Raw genomic sequence first — 17,745 nt, 5'->3', positions numbered from 1 at the left:
TCAATTGCGGCTGCTCGGGCGATGGCTAAACAAAAATCCGGTAAGATTATTAATATCGGATCGATGCTGTCATTTCAAGGTGGAAAATTTATCCCATCGTATACTGCTTCCAAGCATGGAGTAGCCGGGTTAACCAAATCATTTGCCAGTGAGCTGGGAGCTTATAATATCCAAGTAAATGCGATCGCACCGGGATACATCAAAACAGCCAATACGGCTCCGATTCGCGCAGACAAGGCTCGTAACCAAGAAATATTGGATCGGATTCCAGCAGGTCATTGGGCAGAACCACATGAATTAATGGGAGTAGCTGTTTTCTTGGCCAGCAAAGCTTCCGACTATGTCAGCGGTCACATTTTAGCAGTTGATGGTGGTTATCTGGTTAGGTAAAATTTGAAAAAAATGAATTGAATTAATTAAGCCGGTTGTTCTTGTATAGAATGAGCGGCTTTTTGAGATTGCAGATTTAAGAACAACAAAAAACTATCTGTCTTGAAAACAGATAGCCTAAGTTACTACAAACTATACCAATTGTTATTAACAATTAAATGATTTTACTTATCAGATAATTTATTTTTTAAATTTTTAGCTGCACCTTTTACGCTATCTTTTGTGTCGTTTAATTTTTCCTTGGCTTTACCGAGTACGTTTTGAGATTTTCCTTCAGATTCTAGTTCCTTGTCTCCAGTGACTTTTCCGCCGATCTCTTTTGCTTTGCCAGACAGCTGCTCTTTTTTGTTCTCAAACTTTTCTTCTTGAGACATATTAGACCTCCCTTCTTTTTTATAAGTTTAATGTACCAGAAGTGTCGGTACTTTATCAAATATTATGCTTAATTTCATAATCATTTAACGGCAATTGATTGTCTTAATTCACTGTCAAATCACTTATTCAATAATTTATCAGTTGCCTAGGTAATAAGAATAACGAACTTAAAATACAGCGACCTTGAGAAATCAAGACCACCGTATTTGGACATGATAATGTTTTTTTCTGTCAGATATTTAATAGGCTTGAGCTTTTCAACATTCTCATAAATGGTACTTTTACAATTTGTTGATTGTCTCGGTAATTGCCATATTCCGAATCTGTTTTGCCGGAGGATAAGCTGCAGTGGTAGTAACGATAACAACAAATAGAAAAATCATCATAATAGGAACGACAGGGATAGTCCAAGTGGCATAGCTAAAATGAGCGGTAATAAGGTGATCATATAAAAATTTACTAATTAGTAGACCAAAGATACAACCGACGACACAACCGGATACAGCATAGGTTAACGCTTCGGCCACGATCATTTTTGTTATTTGAATCATTTTCAATTTTTGCGGGGACTTAGGGATGTATACGATGAGGGTATTATTATTTACATAATTTTTACTGCAATCCCAATCTATATTGTATCGAGTGATATCTGGATTTACTTGTATTTTGACACTTCCATTATTCTCAAATAGTTTGTTTGTTTAGCTTAAAAAAGTAGATTACTTTTCCTATAGTTTTAAATTTAATTTCTTCTTAATCACTCTTGCTGATAATTAAGCACAACATTTCAGTGACTTTTTAATGAAATATACTTAATATAATCGTTGTAAGCATTTTCTTATTTAAAGTAGGCAAGTAACTAGAAAATGTTTTTGCAGAATTAAATAAACAGGAGGGGGAAAAATTAACACAATGATTTGGGGATATAGCTCCACATAGTTTAAGGATCATTGTAGTTAAAAATGTATTTTGTGTTTTTTAGTGAGGTGAGATTTGGATTAAATATTTGCTATTGGTTAGTCGTGGTCTAGCTAGTTTATTAATTTGCATATTTTTATTTAAATAATACAGCTTATTTTATTAGGCGAAGGAGGAATATATTTTGAAATTCGCATCAACTAAAGAACATTATAAAATGTATAAAAGTGGTAAAAAATGGATTTTTGCAAATATAGTTGTTGTTACTTTTGGATTGGAAACTATTAATTTATTACCAAATGTTGAAGCGAGCAATGTAGGTAATGTAAATACAGAGAATGTTAGATCAACGTCAACAACAAATGCAGATTCAACGAGCAAGAGTTCGACATCAATAACAAATGCGGATTCAACGAGCAAGAGTTCGACATCAATAACAAATGCGGATTCAACGAGTAAGAGTTCAACTTCGGCAGCAAATGCGGATTCAACAAGTAAGAGTTCAACATCAGCAACAAATGCAGATTCAACAAGTGAGAGTTCAACTTCGACAACAAATGTGGATTCAACAAGTAAGAGTTCGACATCAGCAACGAATACAGATTCAACAAGTGAGAGTTCAACTTCGACAACAAATGCAGATTCAACGAGTAAGAGTTCGACATCAGCAACGAATACAGATTCAACAAGTGAGAGTTCGACATCAACGACAAATGTAGATTCAACAAGTGAGAGTTCAACTTCGGCAGCAAATGCGGATTCAACGAATAAGAGTTCGGTTGCTCCTGCTAAGATCTATTCAACTGGTGAGAATTCAACTAAAGTAAGTAGTGTGACAAACACGGTAGAAACTACAAGTAGTGACGTGTCAACTTCTGAACAATATAACGAAGAGTATCGAAATCAGTTTCACTATTCTCCTTCTAAAAATTGGATGAATGATCCAAATGGAGTTTTTTATGATGATACTACAGGTTTATACAACCTTTATTATCAATATAATCCAGATGGGAATCAGTGGGGAAATATGTCTTGGGGACATGCAGTAAGTACAGATATGATCAACTGGAAAGAAGTTGGGATTGCAATCCCAATGCTTGAGAATCAAGGAAAAGAAGATTTTACGTATACAAACACAACTGGTAGTCTATCAAGCTATGGTCAAGTTAGGTATGTCGGAGTACCAACAACAAATGGGGGAAATGGGGCCCCTGATGGAAAGAAAATGATTTTTAGTGGATCTATCTATGTTGATAAAAATAATGTAAGCGGATTAGGTAAAAATGCAATTTTAGCTTTTTATACTGCTAATTATTCCATTGGTACTAGAATTAATGATGGTAAAGATAATGGTTTAGGGACATGGCTTGGTTATACAGGAATACAGGAACAACAGTTAGCTTATAGTTTAGATGGTGGCAAGACATTTATTCAATATTCTTCAGATGGAAATTCAAGTGATCCTTTGCCAATTATCCCAGTTACTGCATCGCGGGGTGGAGATGCCGCTAATTTTAGAGATCCTAATGTTGTGTACGATGAAAAAAATAAGGATTTTTACATGACAGTGGTTTCTGACCAACAAGCACTAATTTATAAATCAAAAGATTTACTGCATTGGACATATTCTTCAAATATTGTAAGGCAAAATGATGTTGGAGATGGCGTTTGGGAATGCCCATCATTGATACCAATGACAGTTGCTGGCACTAATGATCAAAAATGGGTGTTTTGTGTTAGTGTTCAACAGGGGACACATGCAACAGGATCAGGTATGCAATATTATGTAGGTACAATGGATGCAAATGGTAAGTGGTCTCCAGAAAGTGATCAAACAATGATAAATCCGATGACAATGGATTATGGTGAGGATTTCTATGCTGGAATTCCGTTTGCTAATTTAAAAGATGGTAGAACTGTTATGATTGCATGGGAGTCAAATTGGAGTTACACAGGAGATTCTAATACTGACCCATGGTATGGGAATATGACTTTACCAAGAGAATTAACTTTAGTTAAAAATACAAATTCAACAGATGGATATTTGTTGGAAAATCAGGTTGTTCCAGAAATCAGTCATAACGAACAAAACAATGTAATTCCCGTACAAAGTGCGAATGTTAATTTGTCTGCTAATGAACTTAAAAAAGTAAATTATTCTGGTCATCAGTATAAAATAAGTGCAACTTTTTCTTGGAATAAAAACAATGAGCCTAAATCTGTAGGTTTTAAACTTAGAACATCAGATGATGGTAAGTATGATATGTTTGTAGGGTATGATTTAACAACAAAACTTTTATTTGTTCAACGACTGAACAGTGGCGAACCAAATATGGGAAATCCACGAGATCATATGAATGCTTATGTTGATACTGAAGATGGAACAATTACCATAACTGTTTATGTGGATGAAACAAGTGTGGAAGTATTTGCAAATGATGGGGAAAAGTCAATTACACAAAACTTCTTTATGCGCCCAGAATATATCGGCAATCAAGATACTGGTGATATTTATTTATATTCACAAGATGGAAAGACTGCAGTTACTAATCTTACGGTTAATCCAATTTCTAGTATTTGGAAAGAAAATTCAGCAGAAGTCTTGTATGTTGATGATACTACAGGCGATGTATTAAGTGTTCAAGACTTATATGGTCAAAGTGGGACAACAGATTCGTATCGAACAGCTGATACTATTAAAAAATATGAAGCTGAAGGATATGCATTGGTGAGTGATAACTATCCTAAAATGGGTACAGTGTATAATCAAAGTAATGTGATTAAAATGTATAAAGTACATTTTATTCATAATACAGAAAAGTCCACTGAATTTAAAACAGTCAATGAAATAGTCCATTATATTTATAAAAATGGGAAAAAAGCGGTAGACGACTATGCTGCTACTCCAATTAAATTTACAAGAACAGTATCAATAGATGCAGTAACAGGTGATAAGACATATGGAGCTTGGACACCAGTTAAAGGAACAAGTTTTGCAGCAGTTGTATCTCCAATACTCAAGGGGTATACAGCTGATAAGTTACAAATCGACAAACAAATAGTAAATGGTAATTCTAAAGATTTAAGTTCTACAGTAGTTTATACGAAGAATAGTCCTGTGGTAACCACTGAGTCTAAAACGATCAATGAAATAGTCCATTATGTTTATAAAAATGGGGAAAAAGCGGCAAATGATTATGTTGCTATTCCGATTAAATTTACAAGAACAGTATCAACAGATGCAGTAACAGGTGATAAGACTTACGGAGCTTGGACCGCGGTTAAGGAAACAGATTTTGCGGCAGTTGCATCTCCGATAATCAAGGGATATACACCAAATCAAACAACAATCACAAAAATTAATGATGTTAACGAAAATACACCTAATATTGTCAAAACAGTTATATATGTTAAAAATGAGGGAGCGATAACATCAGCAACTTCGAGTAGTTCAGTAGATTCTAATAATCAGTCAATTATTTACGGAAATAGTGAAGGTGATAATTCAAATCCTAAAACAGTAACTAATGCGGTTATTAGAAAAGGTGCCGTATCCAATTCAAAGGTTTCAGTAAAAGAAAGTTTGCCACAAACAGGTGAAGAACGAAGTGACAGTATAAGTATTTTAGGAATTATCCTAATTGCATTAGGAAGTATTGGATCATTGTTTGGATTTAGACGTAAAGAAATAAAATAAATTAGTAATTGATGTAACTTGATTAAGCTACCTATTTATAATTAAAATAGGTGGCTTTTTGACGTTGCTTTGCAAACTCACTTAAATTATTTAGAGTTCATTTAGTGATTTCTTCCTTAACAGCTGTTAAAAAAATTGGTACTAGACAGAAATTATTTCTATCAGTACCAAATTTATAGAGCTATAAAGATTGTCTTTTTAACTTGGACACATTTATTTAACTTATATGCCGATGTTTAAAAATGATAATACCACCTGCAATCAGCAATAAAACCACTCCTAACAGAACTAAACCGGTTGTTGGTTTTTCACCTGTTTGTGGCAATAAATGATTCTTGACTAACCACTTAACAACTTTGTTTTGATGTACAGCCGTGTTAGTCGCTGGCGCTGAATTAGCAGCCGGCGTTGTAGGTTTAGTTGGCGTTGTAGGTTTAGCTGGCGCTGCTGGCTTTGTTGGTGTATGGCTGTTAGTAATGATAATATTTCCTTGGTTTTGATCATCAACTGTATTAGTATAACCAGTTACTGTACCAACTTCCTTAACGGTGTAAGCAATAGCTTTACCGTTTTGTTTAACTGCTAATCCCGTCCATGTATGCGTCCAGTTAGCAGCTTTAGTCAGAGTGACGATATTACCTTGTTTTTCCCCATTGGCATAAAGTTGGACCTTTACACTGTCAGGACGCAAGCCGTCTTGATCATTGCCATCATTCCAAGCTTTGGTAACTGTGACACCTGTTTGTTTAGGCGTGTAACTATTAACTAGATTATTTCCGGCTATGGTTGTGGTATAGTCCTTAACTTGATTTTCGGTAACTGTATAGACGATTTTCTTTCCGTCTTTGTATTTCGGTAAACCAGTAAATGAATACTTCCAACCGTTAGTAGCAGTAACAGTCTTAGTTTGAATGACTTTGCCATTAGCGAGTAAGTTTACCTTAATGAAATTAGGACGTTTTCCGTCTTGGTTATTGTTATCCTTCCAAGTTTTAGCTCCACTAACGCTGGTTACTTTAGGAGTATAAGTATTAGTAAGGATTATGTTTCCTTGGTTTTGGTTATTAATTGTACTAGTATAACCAGCTACTGTGCCGACTTCTTTAACGGTGTAAGCAATAGTCTTGCCATTTTGTTTAGCTGCTAATCCCGTCCATGTATGTGTCCAGTTAGCAGCTTTAGTCAGAGTGACGATATTACCTTGCTTTTCCCCATTGGCATAAAGTTGAACCTTTACACTGTTGGGACGCAGACCATCTTGATTATTGCCATCATTCCAAGCTTTGGTAACTGTGACACTTGTTTGTTTAGGCGTATAACTATTAACTAAATTATTTCCAGTTATGGCTGTAGTATAATTTTTAACTTGATTTTCGGTAACTGTATAAACGATTTCCTTTCCGTCTTTGTATTTTGGTAGTCCAGTGAATGAATACTTCCAGCCGTCAGTAGCAGTAACCGTCTTGGTTTGAATGACCTTGCCATTAGCGAGTAAGTTTATCTTAATGGAATCAGGCCGTTTACCATCTTGGTTATTGTTGTCCTTCCAGGTCTTGGTTCCATTAACACTGGTGGTTCCATTTAAAGTATTAGTAAAGTTATTTCCATTTTGCTGTGAATCATAGTTAGCTACTCTTTCTTCTTTTACAGTGTAAGTATAAGCTCCACCTTCACTATCATATTTTGGTAACTTTTTGAATGAGTACATCCAATTATCTTGAGCTGTTGATTTTTGAGAATTAATTTTAACTCCATTGCGATACAGGTCAAATGTAACGAAAGCGGGGCGAAGACCGTCGGCGTTGTTGTCATCAACCCAGATCTTTTGTCCAGCAATATTTACAGTGGTTGAACCATCGCCGCCACCGCCATTTTCCGGCGAATATACAGTTTGTTCTTCCTTTTCAATGTTATCTCCAGTTAATTGAGCAGAATTTTCATAATGAAATGATGCGCCATTATCAGTGGCTTTAGTTTCATAATCAACGACATAGGTTTGATTTATATCACCAAGATTAATATGGAATTTGGTGTCTGAGTCTTGAAATATTTTGGAATTATCAACCTTGGATATTACATCGTACCCATCAGAGTCGGTATGATATTTAACTTGCTCTGCTGAGATGGTGCTAGGGATTAATTTTTGGTTTTCTCCCACAAAATCTGTATAGACTGCATTATTAATATCTTTTTGAGCGTAATTTATTCGAGTTTGCCAATGAATGATTGTGGGATCTGTTGCATCATACCATCCCCACTTAACCAGCTTTTCGGTTGGGTCAGGTTGATTATTACCTGGGTCAATATGGACAGTAGAACTGGAGGTTCCCCAATTAATGGGAATATCTTTATCGAAATCTATTTTTGTTTTATTCCAGCTTACCCATAAATTAAATTCACCATCGATTCCGTTAACCGATTCTTGAGCGGCATAATCCGTAAATGTAATAATAACTTTTCGCGTGTTTGGATCAGCAGTGGCTTTACCGATAATATTTCCACCAGCATCTTTGATGTCAAAACTTAGCTTTGTATTCAAGTTAAAGACATCAGGAATACTGACTTCCATAGTATCACCGGCTGTAATTTTCGTTCCTTCAGGAATATTAAAATGCCAATATGCCTGCATGTCGTCATAGTAACCAAAATGATCCTGCTTTTTCCCGTTAGCATCTCGCAGCTCGTTATTCGTAATGAATTGGTTTTCCCAATTTTTATTAGAAGTTGTAACTTTACTTGGGGCTTGTTTTTGCACTATTGTATTTGATGCTTGGCTATTTTTATATTCTGATGAGCTTTGACTATTGACTTTTGAGGAACTTTGAGTCGACTGAGAGGTACTGGTTGTCTGTTTTGGTTGTTCAGTATGTTCAGAGCTTTTAGCTGAAGACGCTGAAGACATGTTAACTGCTGTAGTGCTAGTGGCCTGTGAACTTTCGGTATTTACACTAGCCAAGGCAGAAACTGGGCTGGCAAATAAACTTAGTAGCAACACCAGCGAAGCAAAATATGAACTTAATTTTCTCTTCATGATAATCCCCCTGTGTTATTTCGAATAAAATAATAGAAAAATTGAATTTAACTTATTACCAAAATTGATGACGCATAATCTGCGGCTTACAACAAAAACTACGAATAACTATTGACTATGACCTAGGATACTAATCACTATTTTACTGACTTTATGTATAATATCCGGTCATAAAATGATCCCACAGGTGATAATAACATAAGTTGTAATTTTTTAAAATTATTAACGATTAATGAAGAAACATAATTTGTTTTGTGTAATAAAAAGAGTAAAAAAATATCCATCTTTATTTTGGATAGGGAATTCACGATAAATGGAAAAATATTCAAGCTGTTATTATAGTCGGTGAAGGTAGATATTTTTGTTGAAGGACTAATTGGCATGTTTTTAATACATAAGCATTGTTAATAAGAAGGTTACTCTATGTAATTTAATATATGAGTGGGCAGCTAATTCTGCAGATTTCTTTATTTTGTGATATGCAGGAAAATTCCAAATTAGCAGTTTTTCTCAAAACAAAAAAAATCCCTCAATGTAACGTAATTATTACATTGGAGGATTTTTTTACTATAAATTTTAGAACGAGTTGTAAAATTTTGGTGTAAGCTTCATAGATCACAGCAGACTCCATGTTTAATAAACATCTCACTGGAAAAAATTCTTTGTAAATTTAATCTTCGGCCATTAATAACCACAAGATTAAATAGACAATTAGACCTGGAAATGGGGATAAAGTTAATAGCACCCAAATAACTCGTAAAACATTAGCATTCCAATCATATTCTTGGGCAATACCACCTAAGACGCCGGCAATTACTTTGTTGTCACGAGAACGGTGTAATTTAATATGCATTTAAAAAACCTCCTTTACCATTATTAAAACATATATTAAGCAATAAGAGGGTATAAAACAATTTGTGTAAATGAATAAAAGTTTGATTGAAAAAAGAAATTTCTTCTGCACATGATTAAATCATCAAACCAGAACAGGGGAATTTTCCAAGGAACATTTCCCCAATGAAAAGGATTTTAATCGAATTCAGCGCAAGTTGATACCCTAGAATTGCTTTTTAATCAGAAAGATAAATTAATTTTAATAAGTTGTTGGATATAATAATATGTTCAAGTATTTGACAGTGATTTTTGTCGTTGTAAACTGAAAGTGAAATATAAATTACAACAATAGTTTGGAGGATATTATGGAAAATAGCAGAAATTTTGATCCGTTTAGCCTTGTATTAGGTATCTTATCAGTTATCCTTGCTTTTTTTGTACTAAAGCACCCTGGGTTTTCATTAGTAGCAGTTATCTTTACAATTGGCATATTTATGCTTGCAGATGGTGTTTTGCACTTCTTTGGTAGAAATAAATTGCGGGATTTTGGTATGAGAAGTACTGGTTTTATTACGTTTGCTGCTATTTTGGATATTGTGGTAGGCGTTTTAATGATTGCTATGCCAAGGACTTTTGGCATGGCCTATGTTTGGATAGTTGTTGCAATTGGATTGCTTGTAGATTCCCTTTTTGAATTATGGGCAGCAAAATTTATAAGGCTAGCTGGAAAGGGTTATTATTGGTTTACTGTCATTACAGCTGTTTTAGGAGTTGTTTTGGCAGTTATTATGTTGTTTAGCCCAACCTTAGCAATCACATTTGTTTTGTCATTATTAGCATTTTACCTTTTGGTTTTTGGTATTATGCAAATTGTCAAATCATTTTAATAGGATAGCTGCTAATTATAGAATTAGCATAAATTTATTGACATGATATTTTTATAAGAGAAGAAGCGTGTTTGAAATTATTTCATATTAGCTTTAAAAGAAAAATTTGTCAGTAAAGTTATCAAGATATTGAAACAATTAATGGTTATCCAAACAGTGACCTCCAAAAGTTAGATTTTTGATCTAACTTCTGGGGGTCACTTTATATTCAGATTATAGATATCGAAGACTATTTTGAAAATTTTTTTGCAGTATTATTAAAATAATAGGTTCTAAAACGTTTTGAAGAAGCAGAAATCAATGGCCTTTATGTTTTTGAATTTTTTTAGCCTGACGTAATTTGAATATTTTTTCCTGATTAGAAATTTTCGTCATACTTTTTTCCTGCTTTCGCGTTGCTTTGCGGTTCTCAAGCTGTTTTTGAAGTGTTCTTTGTGCTTTAGTGCTGACACTGGGGATAACGCTTTTTCGAGCTAAGCGTTGTAGCCGCTTAGGGTTAACTTTCTTTTCGGAAAGTGCTGAGTTAGAAATTTTTTGTTGAAAAAAGTTAATTTGTGACCAATGCTGGGTAACTAGAGCATAAATTAAAGTTATTTTAGGTTCTGAAGTCCCTAAATTCAACTGACTAACTTCATAAATCGAGTCAGAACATCTTTCAAAAATAGCTTTATAAAATGGTGAATCGAAGACAATTACTAACGAACTTTTGACAATAGACATTAAACATCCTCCTTAAAATCAATTAAGAAAGATGGACAACCAAGGAGGCAGGTTACTGATAGCTAAATAACTATGTTCGGACTACCAACCGAACTGTGTTTTTTCTTTCCAGCTATAGTTTAAACTAAAATATCTGCTTAGGATAGCATTATTGCTCTGTTTACTGAATAAAAATATTAAAAATGTTATTCAAACCATTCGTCAATAATCACTCTAACAATTTTTATCAAGTATGCAGGTTATTACTGAGTTATTAGTCAGTAATTTTTTAAACAAGCCGATATTCAGTAATTGTTTATATCTATTTGCATACTTTTGAACAATACATCTCAGTTTTACCTTGAACAAATAATTACCATGGCTTGAAACTCTTTCCAGCTAGCTTCATGAATGCTTCAATAAAAAAATAATCAGCATAGATAATAGGGTACTCATGGTGATCCTCGTGGTATTCAGCTGAGCAGCGGGTAATTAAGGCATCATGATCGTTATCCCAATCAGCATCATTGCTAAGCGTAGTTAACAGACGAATTGCTGCATTTAAGTAAATATTACGGTCAGTTTTTTGAACACAATTAGAAAGTTCAATTAAACCACTAGCTGCAATTGCAGCCGCGGAAGCATCTTCCAGCTGAGGATGAGTAGGTTGACGAAAATCAATCGGAATATGACCGTTAGTCGGAATATTTGTAATAAAATAGTTAGCAATCCTCTGAGCTGTAGCCAGAAAACTGGCATTCCGAGTGTGTTCGTAACTCAAAATGAAGCCATAAATTCCCCAAGCTTGACCACGAGTCCAAGAAGACCCATGCTCGTAGCCTTGTCCGCTTTGGGAGTGCAGATACTCACCTGATCGAGGATCAAAAACGGCAATATGTTTAACGGAACCGTCTGGACGAATCATCTTAGTTTGGACGGTTTTAGCATGTGCAGATGCCAATTCAGCGAATCGAGGATCATGTTCAGTTTCACTTGCCCAATATAACAGTGGCAGATTCATCAGACAGTCAATGATAGCTAAGTTTGCTCGATTACGACCATCTTCGTCATTCCATGCACGAAAGTACCGACCAGCCAAATTAAAGCGACCAGCTAGATTGTTGGCTGCTAGCAAGGCACGATTTCTAGCTTGTTCACTCTGATTATCTTGATAGTGAGCGACCGCTGTCAGTGACCATTTAAAACCATTATCGTGATCTAAGTGGTCAGCAGACATCAGGTTAGCATCCAACTTAGTTTCAACACTTAGCGCTTGTTCACGATAAATAGCTGCACCGGTTAAGTGATAGAGTTCCCACATGATGCCGCCCCAAAATCCGTTGGTCCACCAAAACGGGTTATTTTTGTAGATATTAATAAATTGCTGATTGGCATCAGTAGTATATGGGATAATATTTGGATTACGTTTAATTACTGATGCCATCTTGGTCGTTATTTTGGTTAAAGTCTGTGTTGCAAATGCTTGATAATCTGTCATGTTGTACCCCTTCGTTCGTTTAGTGTTGTAGTAATGGCGTACATAATTATATTAATATACTTGTTTTGGCCTAGATGTCATTAAATATTTGTTTGAAAAATTATCCAGCTTAAGATAAAAAATTAATTTACATAGTTATTCTACACTAATTTAAGAGCGCATACATAATTTTAACGGTCAACTTGGTTTGAAATTCTTTTCCGTTGATAGAGCTTGCAATTTCCGCAGCTATTAATACTAAGCTTGGTATCCTATCGCATCAACTTATTAATTATTTATTGCTAAAATCCTGCTTTTTACAAAAGTATATACTTTTATTACAAAGATATTGACATTTTCTAAATACTAAATTATACTTTAGGTGTTCTCGAGAATGAAAACGCTAGCAAAAGAGAGCGAGGGATTAAAAATCAAACGAAAAATGCCGCAAGGATTCTTTTGGGGAAATTCTGTGTCCAGTATGCAAACAGAAGGTGCGTGGAATATAGACGGAAAGGGACCATCAGTTTATGATGTTCGTCTGGCAACTGCCAATACAAGTGATTGGACAACAGCTATTGATGAATATCATCGTTATGAAGAAGACCTTGATTTATTAAAAGCAATGAATATGAATATGTATCGAATTCAGATTTCTTGGTCGCGGGTGAATCCAACCGGGGATGGTGATTTTAATGCAGCTGGAATAGCGTATTATGATCGTTTAGTAGATGCAATGCTGCAAAGAGGAATTACGCCGATGATTTGTTTGTATCATTTTGATATGCCATTAGCGTTAGCTAAAAAAGAAAACGGATTCATTTCAAGAAAGACAGTTGTTGCTTTTGTTCGTTTTGCTAAGAAGATAATTGATCATTTTGCCGAAAGGGTTAAATACTGGCTAACTTTTAATGAACAAAATCTGTATTTTACCAGTACTGCATTTCGAATTTCTGGTTATTTAAAGGGAAAACGGACATTAACTGAGATGTATACTATTTTTCATCATACGATTTTAGCACACGCCATGATAACCGATTATCTGCATCAAAAGTATCCGGCTTTAAAAATCGGAGGAATGACTGCTTATACCGGGGTTTATCCAGCAAGCTGTAACCCACATGATATCATGGCGGTCAGAAAGTTGCAGGAATTTCAATATGATAATTTAAATGAGATTTTTGCTAATGGACATTATTCTCCTGAAATTTTGCAATTTATTCATGAAAAGCAACTGGATTGTGATTTAAAAGCAGCAGATTTAGCACTGATTGCAGCAACTAAAGTCGATTTTTTAGCATTCAGCTATTATCGTAGTGAAGTTTTGGCCGCTAGCAAACTTTCAGCTGAAACGCCGCCTAACTTATATGCTGAAACAGCGACGGTCGACAATCAATTCTTGCAAGCCAATGATTGGGGATGGACGATCGATCCACTGGGGTTTCGTAATATACTAACAATGCTTTATAATCGCTATCAACTTCCAGTTTTTCCTGTTGAAAATGGCATCGGCTTGCGTGAAAGCTGGAATGGTGAAGATATGATTGCTGATGAGCAACGAATTGCTTATCATCGAGAACATATTAAAGCGTTGAAAGATGCCATATTTATCGATGGCGCAAAGGTTCTTGGTTATTTAGGATGGGGATTAATTGATATTCCCAGTTCACAAGGAGATATGGAAAAACGTTATGGTGCAGTGTATGTTGATCGCGGTAATCACGAATTACGCACATTGCAGCGGGTTCCTAAAAAGTCGTTTTATTGGTTTAAGTCATTACTCGAAAAAAATGGAGATGAATTATAATGGCAAAAAATAGCTTTGGGGAGTTTATCAATAAAAAAGTTTTACCGCCGATTATGAAATTTGTTAATACAAAACCGATTACTGCTCTAAAAGATGGTATGGTTTATGCTTTGCCGTTTATCATTATTGGATCTATATTTTTAATTTTGTCGAATATTCCAATACCAGCAGTAGCAAATGCCTTAAAAGCTTCTGGTTGGTCGGCAGTTTTTAGCCAGGCTTATACTGCATCATTCGGTTTGATTTCAGTTTGGGCTTCAATTGGAATCGCTTACGTTTATGTTCGTAATGAGGGATATGAACCCTTACCGGCTGGATTGACTTCTTTATCAGCCTTTTTAATTCTGCAATTTTTACAAGTTGATAATCCGTTAGTTGCTTCAATGGGAAAATCCGGTTCAGGAATTACTAACGCTGCAGGTAATGTAATTATGTCGGGCAGTCAGGTCGCACAACATATTGATAAGCTGCCACATGCTTTGCAAACATTTCTGTCATCACCAGTAACCAATGCCATTAACATTACCTGGCTGGGTGGTCAAGGAATGATCGCAGCAATTATTATTGGTATTTTAGTTGGCTGGTCATATACCAAAATGTTAAGAGCCGGTTGGAAGATTACGTTGCCGGAACAAGTTCCAGCTAATGTGGCCAATCAATTTACTGCAATGATTCCGGCCGGAGTGATTTTGACAGCGGCAATGTTGTTGTACGCCTTTTTCAAAATGATAATGAGCACCGATTTATTGCAATTGATTTACAAATTATTGCAGACACCGCTGCAGGGATTATCCGACTCGCTGGGTGGAGCATTGATTATTGCTTTCTTAGTACCATTCTTCTGGTTCTTCGGCGTTCATGGTGGACTAATTATGGGAGCAATTACCAGTGGACTACTGATTCCTAATACATTTGATAATGCTAATTTGTATCATGCAGGAAAGTTAAGTCTGGCAAATGGTGCCCACATTGTTACTAATGAATTTTATAATAACTTCATTAATTTAACTGGATCTGGAATTACAATCGGTTTAGTAATTTTCACTTTATATGCTGCTCGATCGGCTCAAATGAAATCGTTAGGTAAAATTGAGCTGGTACCGGCTTTATTCAATATTAATGAACCGTTTCTGTTTGGACTGCCACTGGTAATGAATCCGTTTTTAGCAATTCCATTTTTCTTAACGCCAGTAATCGTTGCATTGACAACGTATTTGGTAATTTATTTTGGAATTGTGCCACCGTTAAATGGGGTAGCGGCACCATGGACAACTCCGCCGGTTATTTCAGGATTCTTGATAGGAGGTTGGAAGATGGCAATTTGGCAAGCAATTGTTTTAGTAATGTCAACAGCAATGTATTTTCCGTTTGCTAAGAAATATGATAATTATTTATTAGCACAAGAGCAAGCAAAAGCGACGGAAGAAACCAAATAATTATAGAAAGTGAGTTGTTTTTAAATGAGTGAAAAAACGATTATGTTAGCCTGCTCTGCAGGGATGTCAACTTCATTGTTAGTTTCTAAAATGCAGGCTGCAGCTAAGCAAGCTGGCAAAGATTATCAAATTTTTGCTACTTCAACCGCCGATATTGATCAGCAATTAGAAAGTACCAAACCAGATATTTTATTATTGGGGCCGCAAGTAGCATATATGAAAGATACTGTCAAAAAGAAGACCGATAAAGCGGGAATACCAATGGATGTAATTAATATGACTGATTATGGCATGATGAACGGTGCCAAAGTATTGACGGCAGCCGAGAAACTGCTTGAAGGGAAATAATTATGGATGAAGATAAACGCATGCAAGTTATTATGGGCTTGATCATGGCGGGTGGAAATGCTAAAGGAAGTAGCGTTGCTGCGATTCAAGCAGCTAAACAGGGTGATTTTGCAGCTGCTGAAAAGCAATTAACGGCTGCTGATCAGGCATTGACTCAAGCTCATAATGTGCAAACGGAAATGTTGACCAAAGAAGCTCAAGGAGAAAAAACACCCGTTGATCTTTATTTAGTACATGCTCAAGATCATTTGATGACAGCCATTGCCTTTAAAGACTTAGCCCAAGAATTTGTTGAAGTTTACCAGAGAATGGCAGTTAAATAACCAAATAAGATATTTTTGAATCACTAAAGTTTTTTGCTTATATTAAAGCATAAGAAGGAGAAGATTAATGCAAAGTTTTCGTTCTGATTTTTTGTGGGGAGGAGCAGTAGCAGCTCATCAGTTTGAAGGTGCCTGGAATGAAGCCGGAAAAGGGCCTTCCGTCGCTGATGTGATGACAGTGGGTTCAGCTTCTCGTCCTCGTGAAATTACTACTGGAATTCAAGCGGGGAAAAATTATCCTAATCATCAAGCAATTGATTTTTATCATCATTATCAAACGGATATTAAATTATTAGCAGAAATGGGGTTTAAATGTTTCCGCACCTCGATCGCTTGGAGCCGAATTTTTCCGCAAGGGGATGAGCCGGTTCCAAATGAAGCGGGACTGGAATTTTATGATCGGCTATTTGCGGAGTGTTTGAAATATCAAATTGAACCGATTGTAACTTTGTCTCATTTTGAGATCCCGTATCATTTAGTAACTAAATATGGCGGTTGGCGTAACCGAAAAATGATTGAGTTTTTTGTCAGATTTGCTGATGTCTGCTTTAAACGTTATCGCAAGCAGGTTAAGTATTGGATGACATTTAATGAAATTAATAATCAGACAGGTTTTCATGATGAGTTTTGTTTGTTTACAAATTCTGGCATTAAAGTTAAATCAAATGAAAATGCCGAAAAACTAATGTACCAAGCAGCTCACTATGAATTAGTTGCGAGTGCGATCGCTGTGAATCACGGGCATCAAATTAATCCTGCATTTAAAATTGGCTGTATGTTGGCAATGGTGCCGTTATATCCGCTTAATTCTCAACCGCATAATATTATGCTGGCGGAAAAAGCAATGCAAAAACGTTACTGGTTTACCGACGTGCATGTTAATGGTTATTATCCAACTTTCATGGAAGCATTTTTACAGCAGCATCACTATCGAACGGACATTACGGCTGCAGATCGATATAATTTAAAACACGGAACGGTTGATTATATTGGTTTTAGTTATTATATGTCAAAAACAGTTAAATATGATGAAAATAACCCAGCTTATGACTATGATGATTACAGCAGTGATGTTCAGAATCCGTTCTTACCAGCGTCAGAATGGGGTTGGACAGTTGATCCTGAGGGGTTGCGTTATGGAGCTAATTGGTTTAATGATCGTTATCATTTACCGCTGTTTGTAGTTGAAAATGGATTGGGAGCTCGTGATGAGATAAGTTCAGATGGTAAAGTCCATGATGATTATCGGATTAATTATTTGCGAGAGCATCTGCTACAACTGAAGAAGGCAGTTGTTGAAGATGGAATTGACGTGTTAGGTTACACTCCTTGGTCAGCAATTGATATTGTTTCGGCTGGTACGGGTCAGATGGAGAAACGTTATGGTTTTATCTATGTTGACAAAGATGATCAAGGAAAGGGAACTTTAAAAAGAATCCCCAAAGATTCTTTTTACTGGTATCAAAAAGTAATTGCTTCAAATGGTGAACAACTGTAATTGTTTTTAAGGGTTGTGAATTTAG

At 35.6% G+C, this 17,745-nt stretch carries 14 protein-coding genes; 8 read left to right on the top strand and 6 right to left on the bottom strand.

Annotated elements, in window-relative coordinates:
- A partial coding sequence (locus tag FC89_RS03410) for an SDR family oxidoreductase (RefSeq protein ID WP_157060650.1) occupies positions 1 to 390 on the top strand: 390 nt, incomplete at its 5' end.
- A gap of 164 nt (positions 391 to 554) precedes the next feature.
- On the opposite strand, the gene FC89_RS03405 is transcribed toward FC89_RS03410, so the two are convergent.
- Together FC89_RS03405 and FC89_RS12985 are read right to left on the bottom strand one after the other, a co-directional pair.
- Positions 555 to 764 carry a CsbD family protein gene (locus FC89_RS03405; protein ID WP_057871147.1) on the bottom strand — a complete coding sequence of 70 codons (210 nt, stop codon included), beginning with the start codon at positions 762 to 764 and terminating at the stop codon, positions 555 to 557.
- Positions 765 to 1,046: 282 nt separating this feature from the next.
- Positions 1,047 to 1,316, bottom strand: a complete 270-nt coding sequence (locus tag FC89_RS12985; protein WP_057871146.1) for an FtsX-like permease family protein — start codon at positions 1,314 to 1,316, stop codon at positions 1,047 to 1,049.
- 551 nt (positions 1,317 to 1,867) lie between these two features.
- Here FC89_RS12985 and FC89_RS03395 point away from each other — a divergent pair.
- A complete protein-coding gene (locus FC89_RS03395) occupies positions 1,868 to 5,380 on the top strand; it encodes a mucin-binding protein (RefSeq protein WP_057871145.1) in 3,513 nt (1,170 codons plus the stop codon).
- Positions 5,381 to 5,597: 217 nt separating this feature from the next.
- Here the strand turns inward: FC89_RS03395 and FC89_RS03390 are convergent, their stop codons facing one another.
- Positions 5,598 to 8,411 (bottom strand): Cna B-type domain-containing protein, encoded by a 2,814-nt coding sequence (locus tag FC89_RS03390; RefSeq protein WP_057871144.1) that lies wholly within the window; start codon positions 8,409 to 8,411, stop codon positions 5,598 to 5,600.
- 670 nt (positions 8,412 to 9,081) lie between these two features.
- The gene (locus FC89_RS03385) at positions 9,082 to 9,264 is read right to left on the bottom strand and encodes a PspC domain-containing protein (protein ID WP_057871143.1); all 183 of its coding nucleotides are present in this window, start codon (positions 9,262 to 9,264) and stop codon (positions 9,082 to 9,084) included.
- Positions 9,265 to 9,610: 346 nt separating this feature from the next.
- Between FC89_RS03385 and FC89_RS03380 the strand changes: the two genes are divergently transcribed.
- Positions 9,611 to 10,132, top strand: a complete 522-nt coding sequence (locus FC89_RS03380) for an HdeD family acid-resistance protein (protein ID WP_057871142.1) — start codon at positions 9,611 to 9,613, stop codon at positions 10,130 to 10,132.
- 297 nt (positions 10,133 to 10,429) lie between these two features.
- Here FC89_RS03380 and FC89_RS03375 read toward each other — a convergent pair whose 3' ends face one another.
- Together FC89_RS03375 and FC89_RS03370 are read right to left on the bottom strand one after the other, a co-directional pair.
- On the bottom strand, positions 10,430 to 10,852 hold the full coding sequence (locus FC89_RS03375) for a YjdF family protein (protein ID WP_057871141.1): 423 nt from the start codon (positions 10,850 to 10,852) through the stop codon (positions 10,430 to 10,432).
- A gap of 352 nt (positions 10,853 to 11,204) precedes the next feature.
- Positions 11,205 to 12,329, bottom strand: a complete 1,125-nt coding sequence (locus FC89_RS03370) for a glycoside hydrolase family 88 protein (RefSeq protein WP_057871140.1) — start codon at positions 12,327 to 12,329, stop codon at positions 11,205 to 11,207.
- Between the two features lie 373 nt (positions 12,330 to 12,702).
- Between FC89_RS03370 and FC89_RS03365 the strand changes: the two genes are divergently transcribed.
- The 5 genes from FC89_RS03365 to FC89_RS03345 all read left to right on the top strand — a co-directional run bounded on the left by FC89_RS03365 (position 12,703) and on the right by FC89_RS03345 (position 17,720).
- Complete coding sequence (locus tag FC89_RS03365; protein ID WP_057871139.1) at positions 12,703 to 14,115, top strand: glycoside hydrolase family 1 protein; 1,413 nt, start codon at positions 12,703 to 12,705, stop codon at positions 14,113 to 14,115.
- A complete protein-coding gene (locus FC89_RS03360) occupies positions 14,115 to 15,551 on the top strand; it encodes a PTS sugar transporter subunit IIC (RefSeq protein WP_057871138.1) in 1,437 nt (478 codons plus the stop codon). Before FC89_RS03365 ends, FC89_RS03360 begins: the two co-directional genes overlap by 1 nt.
- Positions 15,552 to 15,575: 24 nt before the next feature.
- The gene (locus tag FC89_RS03355; RefSeq protein ID WP_057871137.1) at positions 15,576 to 15,899 is read left to right on the top strand and encodes a PTS sugar transporter subunit IIB; all 324 of its coding nucleotides are present in this window, start codon (positions 15,576 to 15,578) and stop codon (positions 15,897 to 15,899) included.
- Positions 15,900 to 15,901: 2 nt separating this feature from the next.
- Positions 15,902 to 16,222 (top strand): PTS lactose/cellobiose transporter subunit IIA, encoded by a 321-nt coding sequence (locus FC89_RS03350; protein ID WP_057871136.1) that lies wholly within the window; start codon positions 15,902 to 15,904, stop codon positions 16,220 to 16,222.
- 67 nt (positions 16,223 to 16,289) lie between these two features.
- Positions 16,290 to 17,720 carry a 6-phospho-beta-glucosidase gene (locus FC89_RS03345; RefSeq protein ID WP_057871135.1) on the top strand — a complete coding sequence of 477 codons (1,431 nt, stop codon included), beginning with the start codon at positions 16,290 to 16,292 and terminating at the stop codon, positions 17,718 to 17,720.
- Positions 17,721 to 17,745: the final 25 nt, after the last annotated feature.

Source organism: Liquorilactobacillus ghanensis DSM 18630, from assembly GCF_001435235.1.
Taxonomy (GTDB): domain Bacteria; phylum Bacillota; class Bacilli; order Lactobacillales; family Lactobacillaceae; genus Liquorilactobacillus; species Liquorilactobacillus ghanensis.
Note: the sequence above shows the minus strand (reverse complement) of the source record. Positions and strands in the feature narration are given on the sequence as shown.

Bases quoted from the DNA above. Each gene is read 5' to 3' on its own strand.
- FC89_RS03390 (WP_057871144.1), bottom strand. From the start codon at position 8,411: ATGAAGAGAAAATTAAGTTCATATTTTGCTTCGCTGGTGTTGCTACTA.
- FC89_RS03380 (WP_057871142.1), top strand. From the start codon at position 9,611: ATGGAAAATAGCAGAAATTTTGATCCGTTTAGCCTTGTATTAGGTATC.
- FC89_RS03350 (WP_057871136.1), top strand. From the start codon at position 15,902: ATGGATGAAGATAAACGCATGCAAGTTATTATGGGCTTGATCATGGCG.
- FC89_RS03365 (WP_057871139.1), top strand. From the start codon at position 12,703: ATGAAAACGCTAGCAAAAGAGAGCGAGGGATTAAAAATCAAACGAAAA.
- FC89_RS03370 (WP_057871140.1), bottom strand. From the start codon at position 12,329: ATGACAGATTATCAAGCATTTGCAACACAGACTTTAACCAAAATAACG.
- FC89_RS03360 (WP_057871138.1), top strand. From the start codon at position 14,115: ATGGCAAAAAATAGCTTTGGGGAGTTTATCAATAAAAAAGTTTTACCG.
- FC89_RS03355 (WP_057871137.1), top strand. From the start codon at position 15,576: ATGAGTGAAAAAACGATTATGTTAGCCTGCTCTGCAGGGATGTCAACT.
- FC89_RS03405 (WP_057871147.1), bottom strand. From the start codon at position 764: ATGTCTCAAGAAGAAAAGTTTGAGAACAAAAAAGAGCAGCTGTCTGGC.
- FC89_RS03385 (WP_057871143.1), bottom strand. From the start codon at position 9,264: ATGCATATTAAATTACACCGTTCTCGTGACAACAAAGTAATTGCCGGC.
- FC89_RS03375 (WP_057871141.1), bottom strand. From the start codon at position 10,852: ATGTCTATTGTCAAAAGTTCGTTAGTAATTGTCTTCGATTCACCATTT.
- FC89_RS03345 (WP_057871135.1), top strand. From the start codon at position 16,290: ATGCAAAGTTTTCGTTCTGATTTTTTGTGGGGAGGAGCAGTAGCAGCT.
- FC89_RS12985 (WP_057871146.1), bottom strand. From the start codon at position 1,316: ATGATTCAAATAACAAAAATGATCGTGGCCGAAGCGTTAACCTATGCT.